The following is an 18797-nucleotide window of genomic DNA, read 5'->3' as shown; positions in this document are numbered from 1 at the left end:
GGGGGTGGGGCGGTGCGGGGTCAGGCGGTGGGCATGACGCCGAGCAGGATCCCGGCGGTCAGGACGACGTACGTCATGAGCGTGGCGCTGCCGGTGGCGAGCAGGGTGGCGCCCTTCGGCTGGCGGACCAGCTGGTACGCGATCAGGCCGGGGACGATGAAACCGAGGGTCTGGTTCGCGTAGAGGAGCGGGAACTCCAGCTGGAGCACGATCACCACGGTGGCCTGGAGCAGCACGCCGATCAGGACGACGGCGGCGAACAGGCGCTTGCCGTAGAGGATCACGAACCGCTGCGTGAGGAGGGTCAGCACGTACGTCATGACGGTGATGCCGACGACCAGGGCCGCGCGCTGGAGGTCCTCGACGAGGGTGAGCGCCAGCCACCCCGGGGTGATCATGCCGCCGGGGGAGAGGTTGGTGGTGAGGTAGCAGAGCAGGGAGAACAGCAGGCCCAGCGCGATGCCGATCGCGGCGATCTCGGGGGTGAGGACGGCGGGGATCAACGGGGCTCTCCTGGGGTGTACGGGTGCGGCTGCGGCTGCGGCTGCGGCTGCGGCTGCGGCTGCGGTGCCTGCTGCGGCCAGGCCGGTACGGGGGTGGCGGCGGCGATCCCGTACGGGTCGGCGGGCCGCTGCGGCGGCCCGCCACCGCCGTACGGCTCCCCGGGGCGGGGGCCGGAGGGCGGCTGAGACTGCTGCGGGTACGGGTGGGCTGCCTGCGGGCGGGGCTGCGGCGGCTGCCCGTACGCGTACGGGTCCTGCGCGGGCCGCTGCCCGTAGACCTGCTGCCCGTACGGGGCCTGTGCGTGAGGGGCCTGCCCGTACGGGGCCTGTGCGTGAGGGGCCTGCCCGTACGCGGTCTGCGCGTGCGGGCCTTGGCCGTGCGGGCCCTGGGCGTGCGGGCCCTGGCCGTGCGGGACCTGGCCGTACGCCGCGCCCGCATACGGCTGTTCCCCGCCCGGGAACCCCGCGTACGGGTCCGGGCCGTGCGGGTCGTCCGCGTACGGGTCGAAGGGCCGGCCGAAGACCGGGGCCGGGGGCTCCTCCCCGGCCGGCGCCGACGCGGGGGCGTCCTCCGCCTCGTCCGGCGGCAGCTCCGCGAGGTGCTCCAGCAGCACCTCGCCCTGGCCGTGGATGTTGCCGATGGCCACGAGCGAGGAGCTCTCGCCGAGGTGGCCGAGCAGCTCGTGCATGAACTCCTCGCCGTCGCGCTGCTCGCCGCCGAGGTCCACCGCGCGGTCGCGCCACTCGGCCGGGATCGCGTCGATGGCGCTCTTCGCCGGGTGCCCGATCACGAACACCCGGTCCGGCCGCAGATCGGGAACGATCGCGCCCATCTGCCCGTTGCGCTCGACCCGGTCGGGCCGACAGTTGATCACCACGTTCAGGGGGCGGTCCACCGCGCCCAGGTCCAGCAGCTGGTTGATGTTCATCAGCGTGGACTCGGGGTCGTTCGCCGCGAAGACGTTCGCGAACCGCAGCCGCTTGCCGCCCGGGGCCAGGTACCGCTCCACCGACAGCACGCCCGGGTCCGGCGGGGCCTCGTACATGCCCTTCAGGGCCGTGGCCCGGTCCACGCCCAGGAGCTCGGCGACGGTGAGCGCGATCGCCACGTTCTCCTTGAACGTGAACCAGCTGAACCCGCGCAGCTCCTCGTCCGAGACCGTCTCCGGGTCCGCGTAGACGAGCTCGCAGTCCCGTGCGTCCGCCTCCTCCTGGAGCACGTCGAAGCGCTCCTTTTCGGCGGTCACGCAGATCCCCCCGTACGGCATCGACCGCGACAGCGAGCGCGCGATGTCGTCCAGGGTCGGGCCCATCTCGGCGACGTGGTCCTCGCGGACGTTGCACAGGACGCCGATGGTCGACTGGATCAGCTTGGACTGGTTGATCTCCTGGAGCGCCGGCATGACCGCCATGCACTCCATGACCAGCGCGTCCGGCCGGTAGGCGGCCGCGCGCCGCACGATGCCGATCTGCTCGACCACGTTCGCGATGCCGAACTTGCGGTAGACCGGCTCCTCGGTGGCGTCCGGGTGGATGAACCGGGCCGCGGTGCCGGTGGTCTTGGCGACCGTCGTCAGACCGCCGCCGCGCAGCGCGCCCGCGCACAGCCGGGTGATGGAGCTCTTGCCGCGGATGCCGTTGACCAGCACCCGGTTCGGTATCCGGTCCAGGTTGGCGAAGTGCCGACGCTGCTCCACGATGCCCGCGACCAGCATGATCAGGCAGCTGACGAGCAGCACGCAGTAGAGGAAGAGCACGGGGGATCAGTTCCTTCCGGCCGTGGTGGCGGAGGGGGCTCCCGCTCCCCCGGTGTCGGTCGTCGTCCGCTGCGGCCCGCGCCGTCGGCCGCCCTGCTGGAGCTGCTGGCGGATGATCTCCAGGCTGCGGGTCACGGCGCCGACCTCGTCGTGGTGGCGCGGGTAGAGGACGGTGCGGCGGTCGCCGTCGGCGAGGGCCTCGGCGCGGCGGGCGAGCTCGCGCAGCGGGGCGACCACGATGATCTGGAGCCAGCCCAGGCAGGCCGCGCCGACCGCGAAGCCGAGGAGCCCGGCGAGGACGGTGCGGTTCTGGAGGCTGTACTCGCGGATGGCCAGGCCCTTGGCGGGCTGCCAGCTGACCACGGTCCACTTCAGGTCCCCGGCCGCCCCGCCGCCCGAGAAGGGCGCGGCCGCCGCGATGACGTGGTCGCCGCCGCTGCGGTAGAGGACGCCGCCGGGCCGGGGGGCCATGCCGACCTTGAGGGAGGAGCCCTGCACGAGGGCGTCGAGGCGTCCGTCGCCGAGGTCCTGGAAGGCGCGGTAGCCGTTGTTGGAGCCGATGACCCGGTGCTTGGAGTCCACGACCCGGATCTCGCCGAGACCCGGCCGCTTGAGGAGGGCGTTGAGGAAGTCGATGCGGAACTCGCCGACGACGGCCGTGCCGGCCCGGCCGGGGATCTCGGCCGTGGCGATGATGACGGGCTCCTTGGCGCCGTCGTAGAGGGCGACGGGCTCCTTGCGGGGGCCCTTGCCGAAGGGCGCCCGGGGGTGGCCGCCCGCCTGGGCGAGGGCCTTGCCGGAGTCGTCGAGCACGTACAGGGAGGCGTAGCGGGCGTGCTCCCGCACCGTGTGTTCCAGGACGTCGGACATGCGGTCGGGCCCGGCGTCGGCGCCCATCAGCGCGGCCACGGACAGCAGGTCGGCCTGGCCCTCGTTGAGGGCGCGCCGGACCCGGTCGTTGAGGGTGTCGGTGCGCTCGCGCTGGTCGTTGACCAGCTGCTGCGGTACGACGACGGAGTCCCCGGCCCGGTTGACGAGCAGCCCCAGCGGCAGGCACCAGGCGAGGAGCAGCACCGCGCAGACCGCGACGAGCGTACGGGCGCCCGTACGCCGCTTGTCCCTGCCGCGGGCGCCGGGCGCGGCGGGGGCGCTGCCGCCGTCGCGGTCGCGGTCGCGGAGCTGGCCGCGCAGCCGGTCCAGCGCGAGGGCGATCCGCGCGGCCTCGCCGCCGCGGGGGATGGCCACGGGGCGGGTGAGGTCGCCGCGGGTCAGCCGGCGGCTCTCCAGGAACAGGGTGATCAGTGGCCGCTGCACGGTGGCGACCAGCAGGGCGATGACGAGCGCGCCGACCAGGAGCAGGGCGCCGGCGAGGACCAGTCCGGCGAAGGCGTCGGTGGCGCGGGAGGGGTTCTGGGCGATGTCGATCATCGCGACGACGGTCAGTTCCAGGCTGGTGGCGCTGGTGCCGACACCCGCTTCCGGTCCGGAGAGGCGGGCGTACCCGGCGGCGGCGCGCTCGCCGCTCGTCTCGCCGCCCATCAGGCTGCCGCTGACGCCGGGGAAGCCGCCGGAGCCGGGCTCCTTGACGGTCAGCGGGTTCGCCGCGGCCTTCTTGGCGGCGGTCCTGGCGAAGGAGGCCAGCTGCTTCGTGTCCCGTTTGACGTCGGCGCGCCGGTTGTCGCTGAGGAGCATCTCGGGCTCGGGTATGCCGTCGGTGCTCAGGACGGTGCCGTCGGCCCCGACGACGGCGATGCTGCGGAGGTTGCCGAGGCTGATGCCGGGGAAGCGCAGGCTGCTGGAGGCGACCAGCAGTTGCTGGGGCTGGTCCTTCCAGGTCAGGAGGGAGAGGGTGAGCAGGCGGGTCTCGCCGTTGGCGAGGGTGACCATGCGGGGGGCCAGGCCGCCCTCGCCGGAGAGCTTGGTGCGGTCGACGGCCGTCAGCGGGAGGTTCTCGCCGCGCGCGGCGAGCAGCCGGCCCGAGCCGATCTCGACGACGGCGGTGCCGCGCCACTTCTGGTAGACGCTGCCGATCCGGTCGAGCACGGCGTCGGGGGCGACGGGCTTGCCGGCGGAGAAGAGGGCCGCGGCCCGGTTCAGGTCGGTGACGCTCTCGTCCAGGGAGGCGCGCAGCGCGATCGCGCCGTCCTCGGCGAAGTGCTGCTGGGAGGTGAGCACGGCCTGGGGCAGCCGGTCCTCGCGGACACTGCCGAGGCTCATCGCGGTGAACCCCGCCAGGGCGAGCAGCAGGACCGACAGGACGGTGATCGGGGGCCTGATGCCGCCGAGCAGGGACATGTCGGCCCTGCGGCGGGCCTTGCGCCGTCGCTTGGCAGGCGAAGCGGCCACAGCGGGGGTCCTTCCTGGTGGGGGAGGTCTTGGGCCCGGGGCGGGTGGGGGTCTCCGGCGGGCTCAGGTCGTACGGGCTTGCGGGCTTACGGGCGGGTGCCGTGCGGGTTCAGTCGGGCAGCTCCCGAAGCGGGCGCAGTCCGTCCTTGGCGGCGCCGCGGTTGAGCAGCGTGCCCCGGGTGCGTTCGAAGGCCAGGCGGTAGCGGGCGCGCTGCTCGGGCAGCAGCTCCTTCCCGTCGGGGGTGGTGCCGGAGGCGAGGGCGGCGGCGACGTCGACCAGCCGGTGGTCGCGGACGGGGGCGGTCCCGGCTCCGGGCAGGGCGGTGCCGGGGGCGCTCTCGGGGTCCGGCGGGATGTCGGTGTAGGTCGGCACGTAGCGGGCCCGCACCTCCCACTTGCCGCTCTTCTCGGTGAAGTCGAACCAGCCGATGGCGCCCTCTTCGGTGAGGCCGCTGGGCACGTCGTGGCGGGCGAGCTGGTTGCCGAGCCCGTACGCGACCCAGGTGCCGTCGATCTTCTCCATCGGCTGGACGACGTGGGCGTGGTGGCCGATGACCAGGTCGACCCCGGTCTCCCTGGCGATCTGGCGGGCCAGTTCCAGCTGGGGGCCGCTGGGGTCGGGCTGGTGCTCGCGGCCCCAGTGGACGGAGAGGATCACCACCTCGGCGCCGGCCGCGCGGGCCCGCTTCTCGGCCGCGGCCACGGCCTTGACGCTGACCAGGTTGGCCAGCCAGGGCTTGTCCTGGGGGACCTGGCGGCCGTTGAAGCCGGAGGCGAAGGAGATCTGGGCGACCTTGACGCCCTTGACGTCCAGGATGTTCGGCTTGTCCGCCTCCTGCTGGCTGCGGGCGGAGCCGGTGTGCCGGAGGCCCTCGCGGTCCAGGGTGTCGAGGGTGCGGTACACGCCTTCGGGGCCGTGGTCGAGGGTGTGGTTGGAGGCCGTGGAGCAGGTGTCGTAGCCGATGCTCTTGACCGTCTTCGCGATCTGGGGCGGGACGAGGAAATCGGGATAGGTCTGGAAGGGGCCGTTCGGCTCGCCCAGGACCGGCTCCATGTGGCAGATGCCGAGGTCGGCCTTGCTGATGACCGGCTTGACCCCCGCCATGATCCGGTCGAAGTCGTACCCCGTGCGCCCGGCCGCCCGCGCGTCCCGGGCCGCCTGGTCGGTGAGCTGGGGGTGGATGAGGATGTCGCCGGCCGCGGCGACCGAGAAGGACCGGCCGCCGCCCTTGACGCCGTCGCCGCCGTCACCGCCTGCACCGCCGCCGGTGGCACTGCCGAGGAGGCCGCATCCCGCGAGGGCGAGGCTCAGCGACGCGCACAGGAGCGCGGTGAGGGCCCTGGGAGAGACCAGTCGGGTGGGGCGGGGGTTCATTCGGTTATTTTCAGCCAGTGATGACGGTGAAATTGACGAAAAACATAACGATCCCGGTGATCATTTGCCTAATGATCATGACGATCGTCGGTTATGCCGCTTTTCGCCCGACCAATTCGGCTAAAAAGGCGGAGGCATCCGTTCCGGCGCCTGTGGCGCAGGCCACCGATCTGCTCGACCGGGTGACCCGATTCACCTCCGAATTCGGGGTGCGGGGCGGTTATCGCACCCCCACCGAGGCGGAGAGGTCCGCCGTGCTTGCGGGTATTTCATCCCTTTTGGACGGGGATGTCGAAAAGGGACGGACCCGCCTCGCCGGGGTGGACTACCGCCTCGACACCTTCACCGACGGCCCGGGCGGCCGCCGCTACGCGGAGGTCGCGGACGCCGCTGCCCGCTCCGGCTCCGCCAACCGGGGCTGGGGCCGGGTCTACGTCGACCTCGGTGCCCCGGTGCGCTGGTCGGTACAGGTCCCGCACCCGATCGCCGACCAGGACACCGAACGGCTCGGGGTCGCCGTACTGCGCGGGACCCCGGGCGGGGTCATGGTCCTGGCGGGCGCCCACCGCAAAGCGGCCGGCGGCCCGGGCGGGGGCGACGGTGAGGGGGAGGAGGGCGACGGGGCCGGGGACGCGAACGCGGCCGGGGCCGGAGCGGGGAGCGGCGGTGGAGGCGGCGGTGGCACCGGGGAGGCCGACATGGCGCACCGCACCGACTCGGTCTTCCACGCCGTCATCGCCGAGCTGACCCGGCGGGGCCTGCCCGGCATCCAGCTGCACGGCTTCGCCGACTCCACCGTCCCCGGCGCCGGAGCCGTCGTCTCCACCGGGGCGGGCGACGCGGCGGCCGCCGACGCCGCACGGCTCGCCGACGAGCTGGCCTCCCGGGGCGTCCGCCCCTGCCGGGCATGGAGCACCGGCTGCCGGATGTCGGGCCGCGGCAACGCCCAGGGCCGGCTGGCCGCCGAGCTCGCAACGCGCTTCCTCCACCTGGAACTCGCCCGCTCCGTCCGGGCGGACCCCGGCCGGCGCGACGAGGTGGCACGCGCGATCGCGTACGTCACGGCGGGGTGGGCGGGGGCGTAGCCCCGCGGGGCGGGGTGCGGCGAAGGGGCCGGACACCCCCGCGGGATGCCGGCCCCTCCGTGCTGCCGCTCGCTCTGCCTACGACGCCTGTTCCGCCTACTCGGCGGCCTCGTGGTCGTGGCCCGGGCGCAGACCGCCGCCGTTGCCCGAGCCGGTGGTCGGCTTCGAGACGACCGGCTGCGACAGCGGCGCCAGGTCGTAGGCGTAGTGGCCCACCGCGTTCGCGATCACGTCGACGTTGATGTCGAGGGCCTTCTGGTCGATGTTGCCGATGTCGTCGCCCTTGCCGTGGTAGTTGACGTCGTAGGCGACACCCGCCTGACCGCCGAACTTCGCGGCCTGCGCCGGGGTCTTGATGCCCTCGGCGCCGGTGTCCGTGCCACCGGACGGGATGCCCGCCTCGATGAACGGGCCGTAGTCCGAGCGGCCGGTGAAGTCACTGCCCTCGTGCGGGATCTTCTGCGCGTCGAGGAAGTCGGTGATCTGCTTCTCCAGCTGCGCCGAACCCTCCGGGCCCGGGCCCGAACCGACCTTGTCGGAGTCGTCGCCGTCGTAGACGAAGTAGGCGGCGTTGGGCGAGGCGATCATGTCGAAGTTCAGGTAGAGCTTGATCTGCTTCTTCTGCTCCGGGGTCAGCGAGGCCACGTACGCCTCCGAGCCGAGCAGGCCGAACTCCTCCGCCGACCACCAGGCGAACTTGACCTTGTTCTTGATCTTCTTCTGCTCGCTCGCGAGGCGCTGCGCGACCTGGAGGATGCCGGCCGAGCCGGAGCCGTTGTCGTTGATGCCGGGACCCGCGGCGACCGAGTCCAGGTGGGCGCCGAGGAAGACCGTGTTGTCCGCGTCGCCGCCCTTCGTCTCCGCGATGACGTTCCAGGTCTTGCGGTTCTCGCGGAACTGGCGGACGTCGAGGGTCACCTCCACCGGCCCGGCGGCGGCCTCGGCGGCCAGCTTCTCGCCGTCGGCCTGGCTGATGCCGCCGGTGGGGACCTTGCCCGCGTTCGGGTCGCCGAGGGTGCCGTTCAGGGCGCCCGCGGTGTTGTTGTAGATGACCGCGCCGACCGCGCCGGCCGCCGCCGCGTTCGCCTGCTTCACGGCGAAGGTGCAGCCGCCGCGCTTGACCAGGGCGATCTTGCCGGTGAACGCGCCGGGGGCGAAGTCGGCGGCATCGCAGCCGTTGGAGCCGTCCGCGTCGACCGGTACGACCGCGACCGGGGCGGTGACCCCGCCCTCCGGGCCGCTCGCGGTGTACGTCATCAGCTTGAGCGGGACGTCGCGCCCGTTCGCGCCGTTGACCTTCAGGGTCTCCGCGATCGTCTCGACGTACACGAAGTCGAACTCGTGCCGCGAGACCTCGTACCCGGCGGCCTTCAGCACGCCCTCGACGTACTTGGCGGACTGCTCGTGCCCCTTCGACCCGGCGACGCGGGTGCCGTTGTTGTAGTCGGCGATCGACTGGAAGACCTTCAGGTGGTTGTTGGCGCCCTTGCCGGTCGCCTCCTTGACCAGTTTCCTGGCCAGGGCGTCGCCCCGGGCGGCGTCGCTCTGCGGGCTCGACGCGCCGGCCGGGCCGGCGAGGAGCAGCGGGGAGACGAGGGCCGCGGCCGCCAGGGCGGCGGTTGCTGCGGCTATACGGCGAGAAGGCATGAAAGTCCTTTCACGGCACGGGAGCGACTGCGGGGTGGAGCGGCCTGCGGGGTGAGCGGTGGGGGCACGTTAGGCAGCAATCCGCCGCCGTCGCCAGACTTTTCACTGCTTCCGGTTTGTGAAATCCGGATATCGGTCGGTCCGCGCCGACGGGTAACGGCGAAATCCGGCCACCGTCCGGACCCCGGACCGGGGGCGCCGGGAGGTCGGCGGCGGGAGGTCAGCGGAGGATGCCCTCGATGAGGTCGGGGCCTATCCGCGCGACCACGGACAGGTCCAACTGGTGCTGGACGTAGCGCCCCTGACGCCGGGTCTGCATCAGCCCCGCCCTCTTCAGGACGGCCAGGTGCCGGGAGACCTCCGGCGCGGATATCCCGTACACCCGGGCCAGCTCGCTGGTCGTGTACGGGGCCCGCGCCAGGCTGCGGCACAGCAGCATCCGCATGGGGTGCGCCAGCGCCTCCATCCGGCGCTGCACCAGCTCCACCGACGGCGGCTCCGAGGGCAGCTCCGGCGACTCCAGGGGGTAGTGGACCACCGGCATCCAGCCCGGTGCGTGCAGCACGAGCAGGTGCGGCCAGCCGAAGTTGGTCGGGACGAACAGCAGACCGTGGCCCACCTCCGGATCGGTGGCGGTGGCCTGGCCGTTGACCATCTTGTCGGCGGTGATCACCGTGTGCGCCTCGTCCACGCTCAGCGCCGAGGACACCTCCTTCAGCACGGCCGACAGCCCCCGGTGGCGCAGCACCTCCGTCTTGTGCCGGGCGTCCGCCGTCTGCCGCGGCTCGATCCGCCGCCAGGTCTCGGCGAAGAAGGCCTCGTCACAGTCCTCCAGCAGCCGCCTCAGCCAGACCCGCACGGACACGGGGTCGTCCAGCAGCCGCCGGGTGAACTCCAGCCGCCCCGGACCGCGCGCGGCCGCCGTCTCCAGCGCCTTGGCCCGGGCGCCGGCGTCCGTGAGCGGGGACGGGGCGCCGCCCTCGTTGTAGAGCGCCAGCCAGCAGTGCTCCAGCGCGGCCAGCACGAACCGCTCGTCGTCCAACCGGTCGAGGACGTCCAGCTCCTCGGCCAGGGTCGCCCCGGGGCGGCCGCTGCCGCCCGGGACACCGGCGAAGGCCATGAAGACGTCGGAGAAGGAACTGCGCCACATGAAATCGGCCTCAAGGAGCCGCTCGGCCAAGCAGGGGTCGAGCGAGGCCCTGGTCGTCCTCGTCCAGGAATGCAGCGCCGGATGGTGGGCGGGCTGCGAGAGCGCGTGCAGGGTCATGCAGAGCTCGGCGAGCGGGGAGGGCGCGAAGGCGATCCGCTCCACGGGGAGCCCGGCGATGTCGATGGTCACGCTCATCGCCCCATTCTGTCGGCCGCCACCCCCGCCCGGACCCCCGGGGTGGCCCCGCCGACACGCCCGACCCCGGGGCCGTCCGGGTGGCCGGGCGGGGGCTCCGCCGCAGGTGGGAGGCGTCGATTGACGCCTCGCGTCAATCGACGCGCGGACCGCGGCCGACGGGGTGAGGGTGGAGTCATGACCGCGATAGAGCAGTACCTCATCGACACCTACCGCGCCTCCCAGCACGGCACCCCCATGCCCCCGCCCCCGGGCCGCGACGACCTGGCCGTCCTGCGCTCCCTGCGCACGGCGGCCCAGTTCGAAGCCGCCGTCGAGGGCGCCCCCACCACCCACCCCTGGCGCCACGCCCTGACCCGGCTGTTCGTCCACGGGACGCGGACGTGCTGAGGGGGGGGTGGGGGTGGGGGGGGCGGGCCGAGGCGCGGGGTCCCCGTGGGGCGGGAGCGGGGCGGCGGAGCGGGGGTGGGGAGGGCGGGGTCCCGGCGGGGCGGTCTCAGGGAGGGGTTGGGGGTTTCCCGTCAGTCTCATCGTCCTTCCGCGTCGGGCCACCCTGTCAAGGGCGCTCCTTCGTCGCGTCGCTGCGCGATCGCCTGCGGCGACCCTTGACAGGCCGTCCCGCCACGGAAAAACGAAGACTGCCGGGAAACCCCCAAAGGAACGGGACGGATGTTCATTGGACATGCGGCCGTATCAGCGACCCTTCGGGGTCGTCGGGGGCCGCCTCGCCAAGCATCCGGGCCGACAGGATTGCCATCCGGGGCCGCGATCCGCGCCAGATCGCTACGCGCTCCTCCCGTCTCAGCGTCTACCAGCCGCCTGGGGCCGCTGCCCGCACCAAAGGCCGACAGGATCGTCATCCGGGGCCGGGGGGCGCCACAAATCGCTACGCGCTCCTCCCGTCCCGGCGTCTGACGGCCGTCTTGGGCTGATACCTGCACCAAATGACGAACAGGTCGGCATCCGGGCTTGCGGGCGCGCCAGATCGCTACGCGCTCCTCTCGTCTCGGCGTCCGGCCGCCGTCTGGGGCGGATATCCGCACCCGACCGGCTAGTGGTGGCAGTAGAAGTCGATGGCTTTGCCGAAGGAGGCGGAGTACGCGTTCTTGTAGGCCTCTTCGGCCTTCTTCTGGGCCTCTGAATCGGCGGCAAGCCCATGAAGGTTCGGCGTCCGCGGTTCGGCTTTCGCGTCACAGGCACCGGACTTGGCCAGCTTCCTCCCCTGGGCCCAGCCCTCGTTGGTGCCGCGGGTCTGCTCGGAGAGGATCAGCTTCTGGTTGACGATGTCCTGGGCTTCCTGTCCACCCACGCAGTTCACGCGCGGACCACCTTGCTGGAAGGCGACGTATTTACCGGCCGGTACCTCGCCGGAGGTGAACGTACCGTCGTCGCCCACTGTGGCGGTGCCGCCGCCGTCGCCGTCGGTCTGGTCGAGGAAGACCTTTCCCTTGGCCTTTGCGAAGCCCCCGCCCGTGACCGTCGCTTTCGTCGCATCGCCCGCCTTGGCTTCGACGAAGCACTCCGAACCGGACGGACCCGCCGCCGGGGCGTTGACGGCCCGTGCGGCGGTGACCGGCCCGACGGCGAGTGAACAGGCCATGAGGGTGGTGCACAGGGTTCTACGGGTTCGCTGGTTCATCAGAATTCCTCACCTGAGGGGGAGGGATCGAGAGGGACTCGGACCACGCCCATGACGACCAGCCCAGGAGTCCCTACCCTCATGCTCTCCTGCCCGTCGAGACATGTCGACCGGGGGTGTGCGCAACAACTTGCCTGGTCAACCTCCTCGTCAGGCCCCCCTGTTCGTCATTGGGTGCGGATATCAGCCCCAGACGGCGGCCGGACGCCGAGACGAGAGGAGCGCGTAGCGATCTGTTGCGCCCGGGTGCACCGGACACTGCTCTGTTCGTCTTCTGGTGCAGGCAACAGCCCCGGACGACCGGCAGCCGCCGGAATCTCGGCAGCGCGTAGCGATCTGGCGCGCCCGCAAGCCCGGATGCCGACCTGTTCGTCATTTGGTGCAGGTATCAGCCCAAGACGGCCGTCAGACGCCGGGACGGGAGGAGCGCGTAGCGATTTGTGGCGCCCCCCGGCCCCGGATGACGATCCTGTCGGCCTTTGGTGCGGGCAGCGGCCCCAGGCGGCTGGTAGACGCTGAGACGGGAGGAGCGCGTAGCGATCTGTCGCGGATCGCGGCCCCGGATGGCAATCCTGTCGGCCCGGATGCTTGGCGAGGCGGCCCCCGACGACCCCGAAGGGTCGCTGATACGGCCGCATGTCCAATGAACGTCCGTCCCGTTCCTTTGGGGGTTTCCCGGCAGTCTTCGTTTTTCCGTGGCGGGACGGCCTGTCAAGGGTCGCCGCAGGCGATCGCGAAGCGACGCGACGAAGGAGCGCCCTTGACAGGGTGGCCCGACGCGGAAGGACGATGAGACTGACGGGAAAGCCCCAACCCATCCCTGAGACCGCCGAGTGTGGTCCCGCCCTCCCCGCCCCCGGTCCGCCGGCCGTTTCCGGTCCGCGCGGACCCCGCCCGAGGCGGGTGGGCAGCCGCCGACCCGCCCCGGCCCCTCGCGGGGGCAAAAGCGGGCCCGCGCCCCACCCCCTACACCCGCGCCAAGAACCCCGCCACTGCCTCCCGGACGTCCTGCGGCGTCCACGCCAGCCCCGGCTGCGTCACCGTGACCTCCGTCATCGACAGGCCCGGCGCGACCCCCTCCGCGCTCCACCGCCCGAACAGGACCGTGCCCTCCTCCTCCGCCAGCCGTGTGCCCGCTTCGGTCAGGCGGTCCGGCTCGTGCGGGAGCCACACCTGGAACTGGTGCGTGTGCGGTACCCCGGGGTTGATCCGGAACCACGGCACCCCGGCCGCCTCGAAGCCCTCGCGCAGCGCTCCCGCGACCATCCGGGCCTGCTCGACGTACGCCGGGAGCCGGGGCAGCTCCCGGTCGAGGCCGGCCAGGGCCGACAGGGCCTGGGGGAACTGGCGGAAGATCTGGCCCCCGTACCGGTGGCGCCAGACGCGGGTCTCCTCCACGAAGCCGCGGGCCCCCGCCAGGCAGGCCCCGCTCAGGCCGCCCAGGGACTTGTAGAAGGACACGTAGACCGAGTCGGCCAGCCCGGCGATCTCCGCCAGGGGGCGGCCGAAGTGGACGGTGCACTCCCACAGCCGGGCCCCGTCGAAGTGGACCACCGCGTCCCGCTCCCGGGCGGCGTCCACGAGCCCCGTCAGCTCCTCCCACGAGGGCAGCAGGAACCCGGCGTCGCGCAGCGGCAGCTCCAGCATCAGCGTGCCGAAGGGCTCGGGGTGGTCCCGGACCTCCTCCGGCGTCGGCTGGCGCAGCTCCTCCACCGGGTGGACCGTGCGCAGCCCCGACACCGTCGACAGCGCGCCGCCCTCCCACCGCTCGGGGTGGCCCATCGGGTGCATCGCGACCACGGGGTTCCCGGTGCGGCCCGCCCAGCAGCGCAGGGCGATCTGCTGGGCCATCGTCCCCGTGGGGAAGAAGGCGGCGTCCTCGGTGCCCAGCAGGTCGGCGACCCGCCGCTCCAGCTCGGCGACGACCCCGTCCCCGTAGAGGTCGGCGGACGCGTCCATGTCGTACGGGGCGTCCGCCAGCTCCGCGAGCAGTTCCCCGACGGTCTCGGCCCGGGGGCTGCGCGTCAGCACCCGCGTGGCCGCCCGCCAGGCCTCCACGGCCCGCTTCGTCCGTTCCGCCGCCTCGTCGGCCGTGTCCGCCGTGTCCGCCATGTCCCCGACGCCCCCGTCTTCCTTCACGTCTTCGTCCGTCACACCATCCATCCCACGATCATGCCCCCCACCCCCCGGCCACCCCGAACCATTTACCACCCACCCCGCACCCCGCACCCCGCACCCCGCACCCCGCACCCCGCACCCCCCAGGCCTGACCGGCGCCCTCCCGCCCCGAGGGCCTAGCATGGCGACGTATCGTCCGGTACCCCCCGCGGACTGGAACGGAAGGCATTCCCCGCGTGAACTCATCGCAGCAAGAGCGCCCCGCCCGGCTCTCCGTCGGAGTCGTCGGCGCCGGCCGCGTCGGGCCCGCGCTGGCCCGCGCCCTGCAGCAGGCCGGGCACCACCCCGTCGCCGTCTCCGGCGTGTCCGACGCCTCCCGGCGCCGGGCCGACCGGATGCTGCCCGGCGTCCCCCTCCTCACCCCCGCGCAGGTGCTGGAGCGGGCCGAGCTGGTGCTCCTCACCGTCCCCGACGACGCCCTGCCCGGGCTGGTCGAGGGCCTCGTCGCGACCGGGGCCGTGCGTCCCGGGCAGCTCCTCGTGCACACCTCCGGCCGGTACGGGACCGCCGTGCTCGACCCGGCGCGCCGTGCGGGCGCCCTGCCGCTGGCCCTGCACCCCGCGATGACCTTCACCGGTACCGAGGTGGACGTGCAGCGGCTGGCCGGCTGCTCCTTCGGCGTGACCGCCCCCGACGAGCTGCGGCTCGCCGCCGAAGCGCTGGTCATCGAGATGGGCGGGGAGCCCGAGTGGATCGCGGAGGAGAGCCGTCCGCTCTACCACGCGGCCCTCGCCCTGGGTGCGAACCACCTGGTCACCCTGGTCGCCCAGGCGATGGAGCTGCTGAGCACCGCCGGGGTCGAGCACCCCGACCGGATGCTCGGCCCGCTCCTCGGCGCCGCCCTGGACAACGCCCTGCGCTCCGGCGACGCCGCCCTGACCGGCCCCGTGGCCCGCGGTGACGCCGGCACCGTCGCCGCGCACGTCTCCGAGCTGCGCAAGCACGCCCCCGGCACCGTCGCCGGTTACCTCGCCATGGCCCGCACCACCGCCGACCGGGCCCTCGCGCACGGACTGCTCAAGCCCGAGCTCGCCGAGGACCTGCTCGGCGTCCTCGCCGACGACGGCACCACCGACACCGCCGATCCGAAGGGTGGGGAGCGATGACCGGCCCGCTCCAGCTGCTGAACACCGCCGAAGAGCTCCACAAGCTGCCGCGCACCGGCCGCCGTGCCGTCGTGATGACCATGGGCGCCCTGCACGAGGGCCACGCCACCCTGGTGCGCGCCGCGCGCGAGCAGGCCGGCCCCGACGGGCAGGTCGTGGTGACGGTCTTCGTCAACCCGCTCCAGTTCGGGGCGAACGAGGACCTCGACCGCTACCCGCGCACCCTCGACGCCGACCTGGTGATCGCCGAAGCCGCGGGCGCCGACGCCGTGTTCGCGCCCTCCGTGGAGGAGGTCTACCCGGGCGGCGACCCGCAGGTGCGGATCACCGCCGGGCCGATGGGCGAACGCCTGGAGGGCGCCACCCGCCCCGGCCACTTCGACGGCATGCTCACCGTCGTCGCCAAGCTGCTCCACCTCACCCGCCCCGACCTGGCCCTCTTCGGGCAGAAGGACGCCCAGCAGCTGGCGCTGATCCGGCGCATGGTGACCGACCTCAACTTCCCCGTCGAGGTGGTCGGCGTCCCCACCGTCCGCGAGGACGACGGGCTCGCCCTGTCCTCCCGCAACCGTTACCTCACCCCGGCCGAGCGCCCCGCTGCCCTCGCCCTCTCCCGCGCCCTGTTCGCCGGCCGCGACCGGCTCGCGGCGCAGGCCGCGCTGCGCGCCCGCGCCGAGGCCGCGCCCGCCAGCGACGAGCGGGCCACCGCCCTGGCCCGGCTGGGCGAGATCCGCGCCTCCGCCGACGCCCACGCCGTGTCGGCGGCCGTCACCGCCGGCAGCGGCCTGCCGGACGCCGTACGGGCCGCGGCCCGGCACGTCCTGGAGGAGGCGGCCCGCCACGATCCGCCGCTGGTCCTGGACTACCTGGCGCTGGTGGACCCGCAGGACTTCACCGACGTCGGCCCCGAGTTCACCGGACAGGCCGTGCTGGCCGTCGCGGCGAAGGTCGGCACGACCCGGCTGATCGACAACATCCCATTGGAGTTCGGAGCACACGCGTGAGCACCACAGGCACTCCCGGCAACCCAGGCACCCCCGGCAACCCAGGCACCCCGGGCAACGCAGGCACCCCGGACGCCGCCGGCCCCGGCACCGGCATACGGCTGGACGCCCCCGCCCCCGGCTGGGCCGTCGACGCGGACGTCGTGGTCGTCGGATCCGGCGTCGCGGGCCTGACCGCCGCGCTGCGCTGCGCCGCCGCGGGCCGCCGTACGGTCGTGGTCACCAAGGCCCGCCTCGACGACGGATCGACCCGTTGGGCCCAGGGCGGCATCGCCGCCGCGCTCGGTGAGGGCGACACCCCCGAGCAGCACCTGGACGACACCCTGGTGGCCGGTGCGGGACTGTGCGACGAGAACGCCGTACGGCTCCTGGTCACCGAGGGCCCGGGCGCGGTGCGCCGGCTCATCGCGGCGGGGGCCGTCTTCGACACCTCCGCCGAGACCGGCGAGATCGAGCTGACCCGCGAGGGCGGCCACCACCGCCGCCGGATCGCGCACGCGGGCGGCGACGCCACCGGCGCCGAGATCTCCCGCGCCCTCGTGGAGGCCGTCCACGCCGCCGGCATAGAGACGGTCGAGAACGCGCTGGTCCTGGACCTGCTCCAGGACGCCGAGGGCCGCACGGCCGGCGTCACCCTGCACGTGATGGGCGAGGGCCAGCACGACGGCGTCGGCGCCGTCCACGCGCCCGCCGTGATCCTCGCGACCGGCGGCATGGGCCAGGTCTTCTCCGCGACCACCAACCCGTCCGTCTCCACCGGCGACGGCGTCGCCCTCGCGCTGCGCGCCGGCGCCGAGGTCTCCGACCTGGAGTTCGTCCAGTTCCACCCGACCGTCCTGTTCCTGGGCCCGGACGCGGAGGGCCAGCAGCCCCTGGTCTCGGAGGCCGTACGGGGCGAGGGCGCCCACCTCGTCGACGCCGACGGGGTCCGCTTCATGGTGGGCCAGCACGAGCTCGCCGAGCTCGCCCCGCGCGACATCGTGGCCAAGGGCATCATGCGCCGCATGCAGGAGCAGGACGCCCGGCACATGTACCTCGACGCCCGGCACTTCGGCGCCGAGATGTGGGAGAACCGCTTCCCCACCATCCTCGCCGCCTGCCGTTCCCACGGCATCGACCCGGTGAACGAGCCCATCCCGGTCGCGCCCGCCGCGCACTACGCCTCCGGCGGCGTCCGCACCGACCTGCACGGCCGCACCACCGTCCCGGGCCTGTACGCCTGCGGCGAGGTCGCCTGCACCGGCGTGCACGGAGCCAACCGCCTGGCCTCCAACTCCCTCCTGGAGGGCCTGGTCTTCGCCGAGCGGATCGCCGAGGACATCGTCTCCCGCGCCCCCGAGGGCAGCGGCCCGGGCATACCCGTGCCCGCGACCGGCCCGCTCCAGCCCGCGACGGCCCGCTACGAGATCCAGCGGATCATGTCCCAGGGCGCGGGCGTGCTGCGTTCCGCGGAGTCCCTGAGCGAGGCCTCCGAGGCCCTGGAGACCCTGTACACGACGGCCCTCGGCGAGCTGGAGACCCACGGCAAGACCGCCGAACCGGGCGTGGACACCTGGGAGGCGACCAACCTGCTCTGCGTGGCCCGCGTCCTGGTCGCCGCCGCCCAGCGGCGTGCCGAGACCCGCGGCTGCCACTGGCGCGAGGACCACCCCGACCGCGACGACGCCTGGCGCCGCCACCTGGTGGTGCGGCTCTCGGCGACGGAGCGCCGCGCGCTGGTCGTCACCCCTACCGACTCGGCGGACTTCCCGCCCGTGGACGCGGACGCCCCCTCCGGCGCCCGGCGCCCGTAGACGTTCCCCACGCCCACCCCTCAAGCCAGGAGCACCGACCGTGAGCACCCCCGAACTCCCCGAACTCCCCCTGATCGAGCAGAACGAAGGCGGCTGCGGCGACGACTGCGGCTGCGGCGAGGGAGAGGAGAGCGGCCTCGACCCGGCGCTCGCCCAGCTGCTCGCGGACGCGGGCCTCGACCCGATCGAGGTCGAGGACATCGCGCACATGGCGCTGTCCGAGGACCTGGACGGCGGTGTCGACGTCACCACCGCCGCCACCGTCCCCGAAGAGGCCGAGGCCGTCGCCGACTTCGTGGCCCGCGAGGCCGGGGTCGTGGCCGGGCTGCGGATCGCCGAGGCCGTGTTCTCCGTGGTCTGTACGGAGGCGTTCGAGGTGGAGCGGCACGCCGAGGACGGCGACCGCGTGGAGGCCGGGCAGCTGCTGCTGTCGGTCCGCGCCCGCACCCGCGACCTGCTGACGGCCGAGCGCAGCGCCCTGAACCTCCTGTGCCGCCTGTCCGGCATCGCGACGGCGACCCGCCGCTGGGCGGACGTGCTGGAGGGCACGAAGGCCAAGGTCCGCGACACCCGCAAGACCACCCCCGGCCTGCGCTCGCTGGAGAAGTACGCGGTCCGCTGCGGCGGCGGCGTCAACCACCGCATGTCCCTGTCGGACGCGGCGCTGGTCAAGGACAACCACGTGATCGCCGCCGGCGGCGTCGCCCAGGCCTTCAAGGCCGTCCGCGAGGCCTTCCCGGACCTGCCGGTCGAGGTCGAGGTCGACACCATGCACCAGGTCCGCGAGGTCGTCGACGCGGGCGCCGACCTGATCCTCCTGGACAACTTCACCGTCCCGGAGACCGAGGAGGCCGTCACCCTCGTGGCCGGCCGCGCCGCCCTGGAGTCCTCGGGCCGCCTCACCCTGGAGACCGCCCGCGCCTACGCCGAGACCGGCGTGGACTACCTGGCGGTGGGCGCGCTCACGCACTCCTCTCCGATCCTGGACATCGGCCTCGACCTGCGCGAGGCGGTGTAGC

Annotated in this window: 14 protein-coding genes; 6 read left to right on the top strand and 8 right to left on the bottom strand. The window is 73.4% G+C overall.

Annotated features, from left to right (window positions below; genetic code table 11):
* Positions 1-20: 20 nt before the first annotated feature.
* The 4 genes from BX286_RS16835 to BX286_RS16820 all read right to left on the bottom strand — a co-directional run bounded on the left by BX286_RS16835 (position 21) and on the right by BX286_RS16820 (position 5981).
* On the bottom strand, positions 21-503 hold the full coding sequence (locus tag BX286_RS16835; protein ID WP_079428007.1) for a poly-gamma-glutamate biosynthesis protein PgsC/CapC: 483 nt from the start codon (positions 501-503) through the stop codon (positions 21-23).
* A complete protein-coding gene (gene pgsB / locus BX286_RS16830) occupies positions 500-2260 on the bottom strand; it encodes a poly-gamma-glutamate synthase PgsB (RefSeq protein WP_261993444.1) in 1761 nt (586 codons plus the stop codon). The genes BX286_RS16835 and pgsB overlap by 4 nt, the downstream gene beginning before the upstream one ends.
* 6 nt (positions 2261-2266) lie before the next feature.
* Positions 2267-4555, bottom strand: a complete 2289-nt coding sequence (locus BX286_RS16825) for a HAMP domain-containing protein (RefSeq protein ID WP_121017666.1) — start codon at positions 4553-4555, stop codon at positions 2267-2269.
* Positions 4556-4715: 160 nt separating this feature from the next.
* Positions 4716-5981, bottom strand: a complete 1266-nt coding sequence (locus BX286_RS16820) for a CapA family protein (RefSeq protein ID WP_121015343.1) — start codon at positions 5979-5981, stop codon at positions 4716-4718.
* 320 nt (positions 5982-6301) lie between these two features.
* Between BX286_RS16820 and BX286_RS16815 the strand changes: the two genes are divergently transcribed.
* Positions 6302-7066, top strand: coding sequence for a hypothetical protein (locus BX286_RS16815; RefSeq protein WP_100863440.1), 765 nt, complete (start codon positions 6302-6304; stop codon positions 7064-7066).
* A 96-nt stretch (positions 7067-7162) separates the two neighbouring features.
* Here BX286_RS16815 and BX286_RS16810 read toward each other — a convergent pair whose 3' ends face one another.
* Together BX286_RS16810 and BX286_RS16805 are read right to left on the bottom strand one after the other, a co-directional pair.
* On the bottom strand, positions 7163-8713 hold the full coding sequence (locus tag BX286_RS16810; protein ID WP_079427999.1) for a M28 family metallopeptidase: 1551 nt from the start codon (positions 8711-8713) through the stop codon (positions 7163-7165).
* 220 nt (positions 8714-8933) lie between these two features.
* The gene (locus BX286_RS16805; RefSeq protein ID WP_185117292.1) at positions 8934-10058 is read right to left on the bottom strand and encodes a DUF5937 family protein; all 1125 of its coding nucleotides are present in this window, start codon (positions 10056-10058) and stop codon (positions 8934-8936) included.
* Between the two features lie 177 nt (positions 10059-10235).
* Between BX286_RS16805 and BX286_RS16800 the strand changes: the two genes are divergently transcribed.
* A complete protein-coding gene (locus BX286_RS16800) occupies positions 10236-10448 on the top strand; it encodes a hypothetical protein (protein ID WP_121015341.1) in 213 nt (70 codons plus the stop codon).
* A gap of 661 nt (positions 10449-11109) precedes the next feature.
* On the opposite strand, the gene BX286_RS16790 is transcribed toward BX286_RS16800, so the two are convergent.
* The gene (locus tag BX286_RS16790) at positions 11110-11697 is read right to left on the bottom strand and encodes a hypothetical protein (RefSeq protein ID WP_123995743.1); all 588 of its coding nucleotides are present in this window, start codon (positions 11695-11697) and stop codon (positions 11110-11112) included.
* A 966-nt stretch (positions 11698-12663) separates the two neighbouring features.
* Complete coding sequence (locus tag BX286_RS16780; protein ID WP_079431787.1) at positions 12664-13809, bottom strand: low specificity L-threonine aldolase; 1146 nt, start codon at positions 13807-13809, stop codon at positions 12664-12666.
* Between the two features lie 242 nt (positions 13810-14051).
* Here BX286_RS16780 and BX286_RS16775 point away from each other — a divergent pair, with 242 nt between their 5' ends.
* The 4 genes from BX286_RS16775 to nadC all read left to right on the top strand — a co-directional run bounded on the left by BX286_RS16775 (position 14052) and on the right by nadC (position 18796).
* On the top strand, positions 14052-14981 hold the full coding sequence (locus tag BX286_RS16775) for a Rossmann-like and DUF2520 domain-containing protein (RefSeq protein WP_100863441.1): 930 nt from the start codon (positions 14052-14054) through the stop codon (positions 14979-14981).
* Positions 14978-15985: a pantoate--beta-alanine ligase gene (panC, locus tag BX286_RS16770; protein WP_079427991.1), complete on the top strand. Its 1008-nt coding sequence runs from the start codon at positions 14978-14980 to the stop codon at positions 15983-15985. Before BX286_RS16775 ends, panC begins: the two co-directional genes overlap by 4 nt.
* A gap of 95 nt (positions 15986-16080) precedes the next feature.
* Positions 16081-17778: an L-aspartate oxidase gene (locus BX286_RS16765; RefSeq protein ID WP_121017665.1), complete on the top strand. Its 1698-nt coding sequence runs from the start codon at positions 16081-16083 to the stop codon at positions 17776-17778.
* A 40-nt stretch (positions 17779-17818) separates the two neighbouring features.
* Positions 17819-18796, top strand: a complete 978-nt coding sequence (nadC, locus tag BX286_RS16760) for a carboxylating nicotinate-nucleotide diphosphorylase (protein ID WP_079427989.1) — start codon at positions 17819-17821, stop codon at positions 18794-18796.
* The last annotated feature ends 1 nt before the right edge of the window (position 18797 follow it).

The sequence above is a fragment of the Streptomyces sp. 3211.6 genome (assembly GCF_003634815.1).
Classification (GTDB): Bacteria; Actinomycetota; Actinomycetes; order Streptomycetales; family Streptomycetaceae; genus Streptomyces; species Streptomyces katrae_A.
This window is presented reverse-complemented; position numbering and strand designations above follow the sequence as displayed.